The following is a 14,297-nucleotide window of genomic DNA, read 5'->3' on the forward strand; positions in this document are numbered from 1 at the left end:
AGGGGGAATCCACGCCATGACTTCCGACCGCCGACGGGTGCCGGCCGCCGCCGCGCTGGCCGTCGCGCTGGCACTGACCGCCACCGCGTGCGGCCCCTCCGACGACAGCGCGGCCGGTGGCGACAAGCCCACCGACGCCGCGGCACACAGCAGCGACGGCCCGCACCTGCCGAAGAACCTCCCCACGTCCCTGGAGGACTTGAAGAAGTGGCGGAACGGCGCCTGGAACAAGTGGGACAAGGACAAGTGGCTGCGTGAGGCACGCGACTTCATCAACCCCGTCATCGAGGGCCACTGGAAGCCCGGCACCATGAAGGACGCGCGAGCGGTCGACAAGACCTTCACCACGCGGGGCGCCCCCGGCGCGGCCCCCGGCGCCTCGGGCGACCAGGGGGTCACCGACCCCGAGCCGCGTCCGGTCCAGGCGAAGTCCGTCGGTCTGCCGTACCACTCCAACGCGGCGCCGGTCGGCAAGGTGTTCTTCGACAGCCCCCAGGGCCACATGGTCTGCTCGGCGACGGTCGTCAAGGATCCGGGGCATCCGGGCCGGTCCAACCTGGTCTGGACGGCGGGCCATTGCGTGCACGCGGGCAAGAACGGCGGCTGGTACCGCAACATCGCCTTCGTGCCCTCCTACAACGACAAGGGCCTGCCGGGCCAGAAGGTCGACTCCGCGCCGGTGCAGGAGGTCGCGCCGTACGGGGTGTGGTGGGCGGACTGGGCGCAGACGTCCACGCAGTGGATCGCGCAGGGGGCGGAGACCGGGGGCGCGGGCGCGCCGTACGACTTCTCCGTGCTGCACGTGAAGCCGGAGAGCACGGGCGGCAAGTCCCTGGAGGAGACCGTCGGCAGCGCGCTGGCGGTCGATTTCGACGCCCCGCAGGTCAAGTCGATCCGCACCATGGGGGCTTGGGGCTACCCGGCGGCGGCGCCCTTCGACGGGCAGCGGATGTACGACTGCGTCGACAGGCCCGGCCGGCTGACCGTCGACCCCGCGCAGCCCACGATGTACCGCATCGGCTGCACCATGACCGGCGGTTCGTCCGGCGGCGGCTGGTTCCGGCAGGGGGCCGACGGGAAGGCGGTGCTGGTCTCCAACACCTCGATCGGCCCGGCCAACAGCACCTGGCTGGCGGGCCCGCGCCTCGGCCCGGAGGCCAAGGGCGTCTACGAGTCCGTCAGCCGGAAGTTCGCCCAGCAGTAGGCGCGGCCGGGCGGGTCCGCCCGTGCGAGGGCCCTCCCCGGCGGTCCGGGAAGGGCCCTCGCACTGCGTCTTGCGCCCGGGGCCTCAGCCCTGGGCTGCCGGTACGTACGCGCGCAGCTCGGCGGCGAGCTCCTCGTGCACCCGGGCCCGCAGCAGCGTGCCCTCGGCCGTGTGCTCCTCGGAGAGCACCTCGCCGTCGGAGTGCACCCGCGCGACGAGATCGCCGCGCGTGTACGGCACGAGCGCCTCGATCCCGACGGCGGGGCGCGGCAGCTCGGTGTCGATCAGGCCGAGGAGCTCCTCGATGCCCGCGCCGGTGCGCGCGGAGACCGCGAGCGAACGCTTCTCGACGCGCAGCAGCCGCTGCAGGACGAGCGGATCGGCCGCGTCCGCCTTGTTGATCACGACGATCTCGGGGACGTCGGCCGCGCCGACATCACGGATCACCTCACGCACGGCGGCCAGCTGCTCCTCCGGTGCCGGATGCGAGCCGTCGACCACGTGCAGGATGAGATCGGACTCGCCGACCTCCTCCATCGTCGAACGGAACGCCTCGACGAGGTGGTGCGGCAGATGCCGGACGAAACCGACGGTGTCGGCGAGGGTGTAGAGCCGCCCGGTGGGCGTCTCGGCCCGGCGGACCGTCGGGTCCAGGGTGGCGAACAGGGCGTTCTCCACCAGCACGCCCGCGCCGGTGAGCCGGTTGAGCAGCGAGGACTTGCCCGCGTTGGTGTATCCGGCGATGGCCACCGAGGGGACCTTGTTCCGGCGGCGCTCCCGGCGCTTGATGTCGCGGCCGGTCTTCATCTCCGCGATCTCCCGGCGCATCTTCGCCATCTTCTCGCGGATCCGCCGCCGGTCCGTCTCGATCTTGGTCTCACCGGGGCCGCGGGTGGCCATGCCGCCGCCCTTGCCGCCGCCCATCTGACGGGACAGCGACTGGCCCCAGCCGCGCAGCCTCGGCAGCATGTACTGCATCTGCGCGAGCGAGACCTGGGCCTTGCCCTCGCGGGACTTGGCGTGCTGGGCGAAGATGTCGAGGATCAGGGCGGTCCGGTCGACGACCTTGACCTTGACGATGTCCTCAAGGTGGATGAGCTGGCCGGGGCTGAGCTCACCGTCGCACACCACGGTGTCGGCTCCGCTCTCCAGGACGATGTCGCGCAGCTCGTCGGCCTTGCCCGAGCCGATGTAGGTCGCCGGGTCCGGCTTGTCGCGGCGCTGGATCACACCGTCAAGGACGAGGGCGCCGGCGGTCTCGGCGAGGGCGGCGAGCTCCGCGAGGGAGTTCTCGGCGTCCCGGACGGTGCCGGAGGTCCAGACACCGACGAGCACCACGCGCTCCAGGCGCAGCTGCCGGTACTCGACCTCGGTGACGTCCTCCAGCTCGGTCGACAGCCCGGCGACGCGGCGCAGCGCGGCGCGCTCGGAGCGGTCGTACTGCTCGCCGTCCCGCTCGGCGTCGGTCTCCTGGCTCCAGGCGACGTCCTCTTCCATCAGGGCGTCGGCCCGAAGGCTCTCCGGGAGGCTCTGCCGGTCCTGGGGAAGGGAAGAAGTGGAGGTCATGTGGTCCTTTGTCTCGTCGGTGAGGTGCCTGCCCACGGGTGCGGGCCCACGGCATCGACAACGTCCGGCGCGCCCCGGGGATTCCCGGGCGACGGCCTCGTCGACGCGTCGATCGTCCCACGCCGCCGGGCGGGCGTCACGCGGGTTTCCGGGGGGCCGCCCGCCAGTCGGGGTGGCCCGGCATGGGCGGGGTGACCGGGTCGTACAGCCAGGGACGCAGGAAGCCCGTCAGGTCCTGGCCGGCCACCCGGGACGCCTCGGCGACGAAGTCGGCGGTGGAGACGACCGCGTCGCGGTGCCGCTCGCTCCACTCGCGCTCCAGCCGCTCGAAGGCGGGGACCCCGATGCGCTGGCGCAGCGCGTACAGCACGAGCGCGCCGCCGTCGTAGACGACCGGACGGAAGATGCTGATCTTCCGTCCGGGGTCGGGGACCTTGGGGAGGGCGGGCGGGCCGCCGTCGGCGCGCCAGGTGTCGGACTGCCGGTAGGCCAGCTTCATCCGGTCCTCCAGCGACCGGCCGCCCCGCTCCTGGGCGTACAGCGCCTCGTACCAGGTGGCGTGACCCTCGTTGAGCCACAGGTCGGACCAGGTGCGCGGGGAGAGGCTGTCGCCGAACCACTGGTGCGACAGCTCGTGCACCATGATCGATTCGAGGTACCAGGCGGGGATGTCGGTCCGGGCGAACAGGGAGCGCTCGAACAGCGAGAGGGTCTGGGTCTCCAGCTCGAAGCCGGTGGACGCGTCGGCCATGAGCACGCCGTAGTTCTCGAAGGGGTAGGCGCCCACGCGCTGCTCCAGCCAGGAGACCTGCCCCGAGGTCTTCGCCGTCCACTGCTTGAGGGCCTGCTGCTGGGCCGCGGGCACCACGTCGCGCAGCGGCAGCGCGTGCGGGCCCGTGTGACGCGTGACGGCGGAACGGCCGATGGCGACCTGGGCGACCTCGGTGGCCATGGGGTGGCGGGTGCGGTACGTCCAGGTGCTCGTGGCACCCGAGCTCACGTGTCCCTCCGGCAGGCCGTTGGCGACCGCGGTCAGCCCGTTGGGGACGGTGACGCGGAAGGTGAAGGGGGCCTTGTCCGAGGGGTGGTCGTTGCAGGGGAAGACCCGGTGGGCGGCGTCGGCCTGGTTGGCCATCACCAGTCCGTCGGCGGTGGTGACCCAGCCGCCGTCGCGGCCGGCGCGCGGTTCGCTGGTGTGGCGGACGACGACGGTGAAGCGGCCGCCGGCGGGCAGCGGCGCGGCGGGGACGACGGCCAGGTCCTCCTTGACGGGGGTGAACCGGGCCTGCCGGCCGTTGACTTCGACGGAGCGCACGGTGCCGCCCGCGAAGTCGAGGTTGAAGTGCTCCAGCCGGCCGGTGGCCCGGGCCTCGATCTTCGTCACGGCGTCCAGCGGCCGGTCGTTGCCGTGGTAGTCGAAGGAGATGTCGTAGGCGGCGACGTGGTAGCCGGGGTTGCCGAGCTCGGGGAAGAGCCGGTCGCCGATCCCCTCCGGGCCGGCGGACGGCGGGAGGCCCGCGCCGAGGAGGAGGGCGGCGAGCGCGGCGAGCGCCGTGGCGGTCGGGACGGCCCGCCCGCGTCCGTGCCGGAGGGGACGGGGGCGGTGTGCCCGGGGTGAGTGCGGCATGCGTCAAGCGCTATCAGCGCCCGGCGGGGCCCCGTGGGCGGCACGGCGCCGTCCCACCCGTACGGGCGTCGGGAGGGTCCGTATGTCCATCACATCGGCGGAGCCTGCCCGGTTCGGCTGCGCGGCGGCCGCCGTTCGGCTACGGCCCCGGGGGCTCCGGCCGCCGCGCGCCGCGCCGCTACGAGGGTGCCCCCGCGACCGTACGGCCCGCCCGCGCCACCTCGTAGACCCCCGGCACGCGGCGCATCGCCCGCATCAGGTCCGGGAGTTGGGAGGCGTCGGAGAGCTGGAGGGTGTAGGTGTGGCGCACCCGCTGCTCGTGGGGCGGCTCGACGGCGGCGGAGACGACGGCGGCGCCCTCGGCCGCGATGGCCTCGGTGAGGTCGGCGAGCAGATGCGGCCGGCTGAAGGACTCGGCGAACAGCGTCACCCGGTAGTCGCGGCCGCCGCCCTCGGGACAGCTCCAGCGCACCTCGACGGGCTGCCGCCCTGAGGTCACCATGCGGCCGACCGCCGAGCACTGCGAGCGGTGCACGGTCATCGCGCGGCCGCGCACCGCGAAGCCGGTGACCTCGTCGGGCGGTACGGGCGTACAGCAGCCCGCGAGCCGTACGCTCGCCGCCGCCAGATCGCGGCCCTCGGCCGTGACCACGAGCGGCCGGCGGACGGGCGGGGCCAGCTCCCTGGGCGGTGGGCAGGGACGGCGGTCGGCGGGGGCCGGCGGGGCGACGGGGTCGGGGGCGCGGTCGCCCTGGTGCGCGCTCAGCCAGCGCCCGATGGCGATGCGCGCGGCCGGCGTACGGGCGTGCTCCAGCCAGTTGGGGGAGGGGCCGGAGGTGGTGTCGCGGGCCATCAGCAGCTGGAGCGTGTCCCCGTCGCGCAGGACGGTGCCGAGGGTGGCCAGTCTGCCGTTGACGCGCGCGCCGATGCAGCTGTGCGCGCCGTCGCCGTGCTGCGCGTACGCGGCGTCCACGCAACTGGAGCCGGCGGGCAGGCCGATCGTGCCGCCGTCGGCGCGGAAGACGGTGATCTCGCGGTCCTGGGCCAGCTCGTCGCGGAGCGAGGTCCAGAACGTGTCGGGGTCGGGGGTGGCGCGCTGCCACTCCAGCAGCCGGGAGAGCCAGCCGGGGCGGGTGGGGTCGACGCGCTCGCCGTCCGCGGCGTCGGGGGTCTCGGGAGCCGCGTAGGGATTGCCGAGGGCGATCACCCCGGCCTCGGCGACCTTGTGCATCTGGTGCGTGCGGATGAGGACTTGGGCGGGCTCCCCGCCGGGGCCGGCGACGGCGGTGTGCAGCGACTGGTAGAGGTTGAACTTGGGAACGGCGATGAAGTCCTTGAACTCCGAGACGAACGGAGTGAGGCACGTGTGCAGCTCGCCGAGGACGGCGTAGCAGTCGGCGTCCTCGGCGACGAGGACGAGCAGCCTGCCGAGGTCCGATCCGGTCGGCTCGCCGCGCTTGAGCCGCACCCGGTGGACGGAGACGAAGTGCCGTGGCCGGACGAGGACTTCGGCCGCGATGTCCGCCTCGTGCAGCACGGCCCGGACGCGCTCGGCGGTCGCGTGCAGCGGGGCGGTCCCGGTGGGGTGGGCGAGGACGAGCTCGCGGGTGCGCGCGTACTCCTCGGGGTGCAGGATCGCGAAGACGAGGTCCTCCAGCTCGGTCTTGAGGGCCTGCACGCCCAGCCGTTCGGCGAGCGGGATGAGCACGTCGCGGGTGACCTTGGCGATGCGGACCTGCTTCTCGGGGCGCATCACGCCGAGCGTGCGCATGTTGTGCAGCCGGTCGGCGAGCTTGATGGACATCACCCGGACGTCGTTGCCGGTGGCCACCAGCATCTTGCGGAAGGTCTCCGGCTCGGCGGCGGCCCCGTAGTCGACCTTCTCCAGTTTGGTGACCCCGTCGACGAGGAAGCCGACCTCCTCCCCGAACTGCTCCCGCACCTGATCGAGCGTCACCTCGGTGTCCTCGACCGTGTCGTGCAGCAGAGAGGCCGTCAACGTCGTGGTCTCCGCACCCAGTTCGGCGAGGATGAGGGTCACCGCGAGCGGATGGGTGATGTACGGCTCGCCGCTCTTGCGCTTCTGGCCGCGGTGCGAGGACTCGGCCAGCAGATACGCGCGCCGCAGGATGTCGAGGTCCGCGCCGGGATGATGGGAGCGGTGGACCTTGGCGACATGGTCGATGGCGTCGGGGAGGCGGCCGCGCGACGCGGGACCGGCGAGCGCCGCGCGCCCCAGCCGTCTCAGGTCGAGACGGGCGCGGCCGCGCCTGCGGCCGGGAGCTCCTTCGTTCGTGGCCTCTGCGCTCATGGGCACCTCCGGCAGCGTCGACCGGCGGCAGGCTGCACGCCTCCAGACCGGTGCTTGATGCTACCGAGCCCATCACGCGCCGCTCACCCGCTCTCGCCCAGAGTGAAACGGATCACCCATTCGAGGGAGTCGGGCGGCGGAAAGCCGGGTGAGCGGGCGGATTCGGGGTAAAGCGCCGCGCCCGGACCGCAGTGCGTTGCGGGGCGGTGGTGCGTCAGTGCGTCAGGCTGCCGGGGTGGCCGCGGGCTGCGTGAGCCACGCGGCGTCGAGCACGCCCTCGGCGACGATCACCGCGGGCCCGGTCATCTCGACCGTGCCGTCGGGACGTTCGCCGATCACCAGACGGCCGCCGGGGACGTCGACGGTGTAGGTCACGGGCAGGCCGGTGACGGCCGGGTCGCACCCGTCACGGCGGGCCGCCGCGACCATCACCGCGCACGCGCCCGTACCGCACGAACGCGTCTCCCCCGAGCCGCGCTCGTGCACCCGCAGCGCCACATGGCGCGGACCACGGTCCACGACGAACTCGACGTTGACACCGTCCGGGTAGGCACCGGCCGGGGCGACGGCGGGAGCGGTGAGCAGGCTGCCCGCGTCCGCGAGGTCGTCGACGAAGCAGACCGCGTGCGGGTTGCCCATGTCCACGTGGACAGCCGGCCAGTGACGCCCGCCGACACAGACGGTGACCTCGCCGCCGGGCAGCAGCGCGCGGCCCATGTCCACGGTGATCTCTCCGGCCCCCTCGGGGCCGTCCTTGGCCACGTGCACCCGTCGGACGCCCGCGCGCGTGGCCACCGCGAGATCCCCGGCGCCGGTCAGGCCGGCCTGCTGAAGGTACCGGGCGAAGACGCGGACGCCGTTGCCGCACATCTCGGCGATGCTGCCGTCGGCGTTGCGGTAGTCCATGAACCACTCGGCCTCACCGGCCATCGCGCGCGCCTCGGGATGGGCGGCGGAGCGCACCACGCGCAGCACGCCGTCGGCGCCGATGCCCGCACGCCGGTCGCACAGGCGCGCCACGGCCGCCGGGGACAGCTCCAGCAGCCCGTCGTGGTCAGGGATGATCACGAAGTCGTTCTCGGTGCCGTGACCCTTGAGGAAAGCGATCTGCGCAGTGCTCACCCCTCGATGGTACGGGGCCGCGCGGGGCACTCTTCCGGCGAGACCCCCGGGCCCGGCGTGCGGCCGCGGCTAGCGCAGCCGGGCCACCCGCCAGACGGCGAGGACGACCACCACGCACACCACGGCCGCGTACAGGGCCACGAACCGCCAGTCGGGGCGGGCCCCGGAGCCGCGCGGCGGCAGCCCGGGCCAGGTGTAGCCGACGCGGCGCGCGGCCATCACGCCCCAGCCCGCCGCACAGCAGCTGATGAGCAGTCCGAGCATGGCCACGACCGGGCCGCCGTCGCCGAACTCGAAGGCGAGCGGGAAGGCGAACATCAGCGAGCCGAGCGCGGCGAGCAGCACGATGGGAGCGAGCTGCCAGGCCCGCAGTCGGCGCTGCGGGCGCAGCTCGCGGAAGGACGCGGGCACGGCGGCGCCGGCCGCGGCCTCCTCGGCGCTCCCGGGGCCCTCGGGACCGTCCGGGGCCAGCGGCCCCGGCTCCTGCCCCGCCACGGCCGGCAGCTGTCCCCGGCGCGGCGGCTGCTGTGGTCTGTCACGAGGGCCGGCCTCCATCGCCACGCGCCCTCCCAACTCGGACTCCACGGCTCGATCGAAGCTCGATGATGGCACGCTCACGCAGGGCGGACGGACCCGAGTGGCGTCCCGATGCCATCACGTGATCAGGCTGTGACCGCTCGTTCGACCAACGCCAGGGCCAGCTCCGGGAGTTCCGCCCGGTGCTCGGCCGCGCCGCTCAGCCAGTGCACGCGGGAGTCCTTGCGGAACCACGAGTCCTGCCGCCGCGCGAAGCGCTTGGTGGCCCGTACGGTCTCGGCGCGGGCCTCGTCCTCGGTGCACTCCCCCGCGAGGTGCGCGAGCACCTGCTGGTAGCCCAGGGCGCGCGAGGCCGTGCGTCCCTCGCGCAGGCCCTCGCGCTCCAGGCGGCGCACCTCGTCGACGAGCCCGGCCTCCCACATGCGGTCCACGCGCAGGGCGATGCGCTCGTCGAGCTCGGGGCGGGCGACGTCGACGCCGATCTGCAGCGCGTCGTACACCGGGCGCTCGCCGGGCAGGTTGGCGGTGAAGGGCCGGCCGGTGATCTCGATGACCTCCAGGGCGCGCACGATGCGGCGGCCGTTGCCGGGCAGGATCGCGCGGGCGGCCGCCGGGTCGGCGGCGGCGAGCCGGGCGTGCAGCGCCCCGGGGCCCTGCTGAGCCAGCTCGGCCTCCAGCCGGGCGCGCACGGCCGGGTCGGTGCCGGGGAAGTCGAGGTCGTCGACGGTGCCCTTGATGTACAGCCCGGAGCCGCCGACGAGGACCGGGGTGCGGCCTTCCGCGAGCAGCCGGTCGATCTCGGCGCGGGCGAGCCGCTGGTACTCGGCGACGCTGGCCGTCTCGGTGACGTCCCAGATGTCGAGCAGGTGGTGCGGCACCCCCTGGCGCTCCTCCAGGGTCAGCTTGGCCGTGCCGATGTCCATGCCCCGGTACAGCTGCATGGAGTCGGCGTTGACGACCTCGCCGCCCAGGTGCCGGGCGAGGGCGACGCCGAGGTCGGACTTGCCTGCCGCCGTCGCTCCGACGACGGCGATGACCCGCGGCGCGGGGTGTGCGGGGGGACGTGCGTTCTTCACCGGGTTTGTCACCGGGTCAGTCTCGCAAACCTCCGGCGCCACCCTCGAACGAGCGACGTGACGCGACGCTGACGGTTTCGTTGCCTGTTGCGAGGTTCCGAGAGCCGGTTCGCGGACCGGATGTCCGGAGACGGCGCAGGAACGCTCCGGGCGGCGCGGGATTTCGCTGACACCAGTAAGGTAATGGAGTAGATATGGGCGTGTTTTCAAGGTTCCGCCGCAAGCAGTCGGAGGCGTCAACCGAAGAGGCGGTGACCACCACTCTGACGGTGGAACCGGACGCTGCTGCCGAGACCACCGAGCCCGCGGCGGCGGAGCCGGAGGAGTCCGGTGAGGCCACGGCGGAGGGCGCGGGGGTGGAGATCCCTCAGCAGAAGTCCGCGGAGGGGGCGGCCGACAGCAGCGAGGCCGGTGAGAGCGCCCGTAAGTAGCTGAATCCGACGTACACGGAAGACGAGGGAAGGCGCCATGGGCCTGTTCGACGATCTCAAGGCAAAGCTCGGCCCCCTGAAGGACAAGGCCGGCGACCTCGCGCAGCAGCACGGGGACAAGATCGAGCAGGGGCTGGAGAAGGCCGCCCACCTGGTCGACGAGAAGACCGGGGGCAAGTACAGCAGCCAGATCCAGACCGGCACGGGCAAGGCCAAGGACGCCCTGGGCCGCCTCGGCGAGAGCGGCGGGAAGGACGGCAAGGACGCCTGAACCACCTCGTCGGCGGCGGGCCGCGGAGCGCACCGCTCCGCGGCCCGTCGCCGTACGTGGGCGGGGTGTGCCCGCCACCCGGGCCGGGGCGGGGCGCTGTGCGCCGGTCTCCCGGCCTTGCGGACGGTCTCCGCGCCCGCTGGGCCCGGCAGGCGCGACAGGGCGCTCAGCCCGCGTCCAGGCCCGCGGAAGCGTTGCCGTACGGCCGTGCCGGCGTGCGGGAAGCGGACGCGCTACGGGCCCCGCCCCAGCCGGTCTGACGGGCCGTCAATCGGCTGCCGGCTACGACCACGTCGCGACGAAGTACCCGACGCCGTACGGCGCGTCGTCGAAGAGGAGCTCGCCGGCCAGGTCCGCACCCTCGGCGGCACCCGCGAGCACCTGCCAGGGTGCGCGTCCGGCGGCCTTGAGCTCGCGGGCCGTCGCGGGGTCGACTCCGGCCAGTGCGGCGGTGTCGGCGGCGCCCAGGGCCCGGGCGGCGTCCGCGTCGAAGCCGGCGGCACGTTCGTCGAGGTAACCGGGCGCCTTCAGGGTGCGGCAGGCGCTGCCGTCGCCCATCGCCAGCAGGGCGAGCCGCCCGGGCGCCGCTGCCGCTTCCCGGCCGGCGGCCAGGCACGCGGCGGGCTCCAGGTCCTCCTCCACGCCCAGTCCCTCGACGGGCGCGTCGGCCCAGCCGGTGCGCTGCAGCAGCCAGGCGGCCACGGCGAGGGACTGCGGCAGGGTCCGCTCCCCCGCCGCCCCGTCCGGGCCCAGCCGCACCCCGGTGTCCACGCCGAAGCCCCGGAACGAGCCGGTCGCGCCCTGCGGATGGCGGCCGCTGCCCTCCGGACCGGTGGGGCCGACCACGAGGAGCCGCTCCGGCCGCGCGGCCGCGAGCACGCCGACAGCGTCGAGGCACGCGGCCCGCAGGGCGTCGAGCTCGGGCGCGGCGCCGGCGGCGACCTCCGGGACGAGCAGGGGCGGGCAGGGGCACACGGCGGCGGCGACAAGCATGGGCCGACCCTACGCTCCTGCCGTGCGCCCGCCGCCCGTACGGTCCCGTCGTGGAGCGGGTGTCAGTCGCAGCCGCAGCCCGTGGGGGCCGGGGCCGCGCTCGGCGCGGGCGCGCCGATGGTGGGCAGGCCCAGCATCACGCCGGCCGGCTTCGCGGCGGGGGCCGCGTTGCGCTTCTCCCAGGCGTCGCCCGCGCGGGTGCGGCGCACGCTCCTGGCGGGGCCTTCGGCGAGCAGGTGGTGCGGGGCGGCGTAGGTGATGTCCACGGTCACCATGTCGCCCGGGCGGACCGGCTCGGCGGGCCGGTCGAAGTGCACCAGGCGGTTGTCGGGGGCCCGGCCGGACAGCCGCCGCGTGGCGTCGTCCTTGCGGCCCTCGCCCTCGGCGACCAGGACCTCCACGGTGCGGCCGACCTGCTTCTTGTTCTCCTCCCAGGAGATCTGCTCCTGGAGGGCGACCAGGCGCTCGTAGCGGGCCTGGACGACCTCCTTGGGGATCTGCCCGTCCATCTCGGCGGCCGGGGTGCCCGGGCGCTTGGAGTACTGGAAGGTGAAGGCCTGCGCGAAGCGGGCCTCGCGCACGACGTGCATGGTCTGCTCGAAGTCCTCCTCGGTCTCGCCGGGGAAGCCCACGATGATGTCGGTGGAGATCGCCGCCTCGGGCATCGCCGCGCGGACCTTCTCGATGATGCCGAGGAAGCGCTCCTGCCGGTAGGAGCGGCGCATCGCGCGCAGCACGGTGTCGGAGCCGGACTGCAGCGGCATGTGCAGCTGCGGCATCACGTTGGGCGTCTCGGCCATCGCGGCGATGACGTCGTCGGTGAAGTCGCGGGGGTGCGGGGAGGTGAAGCGCACGCGCTCCAGGCCCTCGATCCCGCCGCAGGCGCGCAGCAGCTTGGAGAACGCCTCGCGGTCCCCGATGTCGGAGCCGTAGGCGTTGACGTTCTGCCCGAGGAGGGTGATCTCGGTGACGCCCTCGGCGACGAGGGCCTCGATCTCGGCGAGGATGTCGCCGGGCCGGCGGTCCTTCTCCTTGCCGCGCAGCGCCGGGACGATGCAGAAAGTGCAGGTGTTGTTGCAGCCGACGGAGATGGAGACCCAGGCCGCGTACGCGCTCTCGCGCCGGGTCGGCAGCGTCGAGGGGAACGCCTCCAGGGACTCGGCGATCTCGACCTGCGCCTCCTGCTGGACGCGGGCACGCTCCAGCAGGACGGGCAGGGAGCCGATGTTGTGCGTGCCGAAGACGACGTCGACCCAGGGGGCGCGCTTGACGATGCTGTCGCGGTCCTTCTGCGCGAGGCAGCCGCCGACGGCGATCTGCATGCCGGGCCGCCGCGACTTCACCGGCGCGAGCCGGCCGAGGTTGCCGTAGAGCTTGTTGTCGGCGTTCTCCCGCACCGCGCAGGTGTTGAAGACGACGACGTCGGCCTCGCCCTCCGCGGTGTCCTCGGGCGCGCGGACGTAGCCCGCGTCCTCCAGCAGGCCCGAGAGCCGCTCGGAGTCATGGACGTTCATCTGGCACCCGTAGGTGCGCACCTCGTATGTCTTCAATCCGCCAACCTCGCTACGACTCACCCGTCCAGGGTAAGGGCTCTGCCAGGCCTCCTCCCGCCGTGCCGGGGCCGTGGGGCCGCCGCCCGGGAGCCGGCCGTCGGGCACGGGGCCGAGGGCCGAGTGGATCTCCAGGGCGGCGGCGGGTCCCTCGCCGCTTCACAGGGCTTCTTTCAGCTTCACAGGGCTTCTTTCAGCCGGAGCCGGACCTCCGCGGCGGCCTGCGGTCCGTAGGCGCGCTCGATCCTGGCGGTCACGTCGTCGGCGTTCAGCTCGTACTCCTGGGTGCCGACCGACTCCAGGACGACCGTGGCCAGCGCGCAGCCCAGCCGGGCGGAGCGCTCGCACGGCCACTGCCAGGCCACGCCGGCGAGGAAGCCCGCCCGGAAGGCGTCCCCCACCCCGGTGGGGTCCTGCGCGTGGTCCGCCGGGACGGCGGGCACGGTCAGGACGGGCTCTTCCCCGGCTCGGGCCAGGGTGACGCCGCGGGCGCCGAGTGTGGTGATCCAGGTGCCGACCCGGGTGAGGATCTCCCGGGCCGTCCAGCCGGTGCGGTGCTGCAGCAGCTCGGCCTCGTACTCGTTGGTGAACAGGAAGCGCGCGCCGTCGACCAGGTGGCGTGCTTCCTCCCGGTCCAGCCGGGCCAGCTGCTGCGAGGGGTCGGCGGCGAAGTCCAGGCCGAGGCCGCGGCACTCCTCGGTGTGGCGGCGCATCGCCTCCGGGTCGTTGGGCGCGACCACGACCAGGTCCAGGCCCTCGCGGGCGGCGGGTGCCAGTGAGATCCGCCGGGCCTCGGCCATGGCGCCCGTGTAGAAGCTGGCGATCTGGTTCTGCTCGGCGTCCGTGGTGCAGACGAACCGGGCGGTGTACGCCGTGGCGCTCACGTGCACCAGGCCGGTGTCCACGCCCTCGGCGGCCAGGCGGCGCAGCCAGTCGGTGGAGTCGAGGCCCACGGCTCCGGCCAGTAACGGGCGCAGTCCCAGCCGGCCCAGGCCGACGGCGATGTTCGCGCCGACGCCGCCGTCGCGGATGTCGAGCCGGTCGGCGAGGAAGGACAGGGAGACCCGGTCGAGGTGGCCTTCGAGGAACTGGTCGGCGAACCTGCCCGGGTAGGTCATCAGGTGGTCGGTGGCGATGGATCCTGTGACGGCGATGCGCATGCGGTTCCCTTCTCGGTGCGGTCCGGGGAAGCGGGCGGATTCACAGGCCTGCGGCCTTCTTCAGTGCCTCGACGCGGTCGGTGCGCTCCCACGTGAACTCCGGCAGCTCACGCCCGAAGTGCCCGTACGCCGCCGTCTTGGAGTAGATCGGGCGCAGCAGGTCGAGGTCGCGGATGATCGCGGCGGGGCGGAGGTCGAAGACCTCCGAGACCGCGTTCTCGATCCGCTCGGTCTCCACCGTGTTCGTGCCGAAGGTCTCCACGAACAGGCCGACCGGCTCGGCCTTGCCGATCGCGTACGCCACCTGCACCTCGCAGCGCGTGGCCAGACCGGCCGCGACCACGTTCTTCGCGACCCAGCGCATCGCGTACGCCGCCGAACGGTCCACCTTGGACGGGTCCTTGCCGGAGAACGCACCGCCGCCGTGACGGGCCATACCGCCGTAGGTG

13 protein-coding genes are annotated in these 14,297 nt (G+C 73.7%); 3 read left to right on the forward strand and 10 right to left on the reverse strand.

Translation table 11 applies throughout. The features are described from left to right. Positions 1-16 precede the first annotated feature (16 nt). Positions 17-1,204 carry a trypsin-like serine peptidase gene (locus ACFP1Z_RS26350; RefSeq protein WP_390320055.1) on the forward strand — a complete coding sequence of 396 codons (1,188 nt, stop codon included), beginning with the start codon at positions 17-19 and terminating at the stop codon, positions 1,202-1,204. Between the two features lie 84 nt (positions 1,205-1,288). Here ACFP1Z_RS26350 and hflX read toward each other — a convergent pair whose 3' ends face one another. The 6 genes from hflX to miaA all read right to left on the reverse strand — a co-directional run bounded on the left by hflX (position 1,289) and on the right by miaA (position 9,455). Next, positions 1,289-2,770 (reverse strand): GTPase HflX, encoded by a 1,482-nt coding sequence (gene hflX, locus ACFP1Z_RS26355; protein ID WP_390320057.1) that lies wholly within the window; start codon positions 2,768-2,770, stop codon positions 1,289-1,291. 136 nt (positions 2,771-2,906) lie between these two features. Then, positions 2,907-4,397 (reverse strand): M1 family metallopeptidase, encoded by a 1,491-nt coding sequence (locus ACFP1Z_RS26360; RefSeq protein WP_390320059.1) that lies wholly within the window; start codon positions 4,395-4,397, stop codon positions 2,907-2,909. Positions 4,398-4,575: 178 nt separating this feature from the next. After that, entirely contained in the window at positions 4,576-6,708 is a 2,133-nt protein-coding gene (locus ACFP1Z_RS26365) for a RelA/SpoT family protein (RefSeq protein ID WP_390320060.1), read from the reverse strand. A gap of 222 nt (positions 6,709-6,930) precedes the next feature. Beyond that, complete coding sequence (dapF, locus tag ACFP1Z_RS26370) at positions 6,931-7,830, reverse strand: diaminopimelate epimerase (protein WP_390320061.1); 900 nt, start codon at positions 7,828-7,830, stop codon at positions 6,931-6,933. Positions 7,831-7,899: 69 nt separating this feature from the next. Continuing rightward, positions 7,900-8,385 (reverse strand): hypothetical protein, encoded by a 486-nt coding sequence (locus tag ACFP1Z_RS26375; protein ID WP_390320078.1) that lies wholly within the window; start codon positions 8,383-8,385, stop codon positions 7,900-7,902. A gap of 107 nt (positions 8,386-8,492) precedes the next feature. After that, positions 8,493-9,455: a tRNA (adenosine(37)-N6)-dimethylallyltransferase MiaA gene (miaA, locus tag ACFP1Z_RS26380; protein ID WP_390320063.1), complete on the reverse strand. Its 963-nt coding sequence runs from the start codon at positions 9,453-9,455 to the stop codon at positions 8,493-8,495. 239 nt (positions 9,456-9,694) lie between these two features. On the opposite strand from miaA, the gene ACFP1Z_RS26385 reads away from it, so the two are divergent. Both ACFP1Z_RS26385 and ACFP1Z_RS26390 read left to right on the forward strand, forming a co-directional pair. Then, entirely contained in the window at positions 9,695-9,874 is a 180-nt protein-coding gene (locus ACFP1Z_RS26385) for a hypothetical protein (RefSeq protein WP_390320065.1), read from the forward strand. Between the two features lie 37 nt (positions 9,875-9,911). Continuing rightward, positions 9,912-10,145, forward strand: a complete 234-nt coding sequence (locus ACFP1Z_RS26390) for an antitoxin (RefSeq protein WP_390320066.1) — start codon at positions 9,912-9,914, stop codon at positions 10,143-10,145. Between the two features lie 282 nt (positions 10,146-10,427). Here ACFP1Z_RS26390 and ACFP1Z_RS26395 read toward each other — a convergent pair whose 3' ends face one another. The 4 genes from ACFP1Z_RS26395 to ACFP1Z_RS26410 all read right to left on the reverse strand — a co-directional run. After that, positions 10,428-11,138 carry a class III extradiol dioxygenase subunit B-like domain-containing protein gene (locus ACFP1Z_RS26395; RefSeq protein WP_390320067.1) on the reverse strand — a complete coding sequence of 237 codons (711 nt, stop codon included), beginning with the start codon at positions 11,136-11,138 and terminating at the stop codon, positions 10,428-10,430. 62 nt (positions 11,139-11,200) lie between these two features. After that, positions 11,201-12,688, reverse strand: coding sequence for a tRNA (N6-isopentenyl adenosine(37)-C2)-methylthiotransferase MiaB (gene miaB / locus ACFP1Z_RS26400; protein ID WP_390320069.1), 1,488 nt, complete (start codon positions 12,686-12,688; stop codon positions 11,201-11,203). Positions 12,689-12,867: 179 nt separating this feature from the next. Further along, complete coding sequence (locus tag ACFP1Z_RS26405) at positions 12,868-13,848, reverse strand: carbohydrate kinase family protein (protein ID WP_390320070.1); 981 nt, start codon at positions 13,846-13,848, stop codon at positions 12,868-12,870. Positions 13,849-13,888: 40 nt separating this feature from the next. Then, a partial coding sequence (locus ACFP1Z_RS26410; RefSeq protein ID WP_390320071.1) for a methionine adenosyltransferase domain-containing protein occupies positions 13,889-14,297 on the reverse strand: 409 nt, incomplete at its 5' end.

The organism is Streptomyces gamaensis (assembly GCF_042656465.1).
GTDB lineage: Bacteria > Actinomycetota > Actinomycetes > Streptomycetales > Streptomycetaceae > Streptomyces > Streptomyces gamaensis.

Bases quoted from the DNA above. Each gene is read 5' to 3' on its own strand.
- ACFP1Z_RS26365 (WP_390320060.1), bottom strand. From the start codon at position 6,708: ATGAGCGCAGAGGCCACGAACGAAGGAGCTCCCGGCCGCAGGCGCGGC.
- ACFP1Z_RS26405 (WP_390320070.1), bottom strand. From the start codon at position 13,848: ATGCGCATCGCCGTCACAGGATCCATCGCCACCGACCACCTGATGACC.
- ACFP1Z_RS26360 (WP_390320059.1), bottom strand. From the start codon at position 4,397: ATGCCGCACTCACCCCGGGCACACCGCCCCCGTCCCCTCCGGCACGGA.
- ACFP1Z_RS26390 (WP_390320066.1), top strand. From the start codon at position 9,912: ATGGGCCTGTTCGACGATCTCAAGGCAAAGCTCGGCCCCCTGAAGGAC.
- hflX (WP_390320057.1), bottom strand. From the start codon at position 2,770: ATGACCTCCACTTCTTCCCTTCCCCAGGACCGGCAGAGCCTCCCGGAG.
- ACFP1Z_RS26375 (WP_390320078.1), bottom strand. From the start codon at position 8,385: ATGGAGGCCGGCCCTCGTGACAGACCACAGCAGCCGCCGCGCCGGGGA.
- ACFP1Z_RS26395 (WP_390320067.1), bottom strand. From the start codon at position 11,138: ATGCTTGTCGCCGCCGCCGTGTGCCCCTGCCCGCCCCTGCTCGTCCCG.
- ACFP1Z_RS26350 (WP_390320055.1), top strand. From the start codon at position 17: ATGACTTCCGACCGCCGACGGGTGCCGGCCGCCGCCGCGCTGGCCGTC.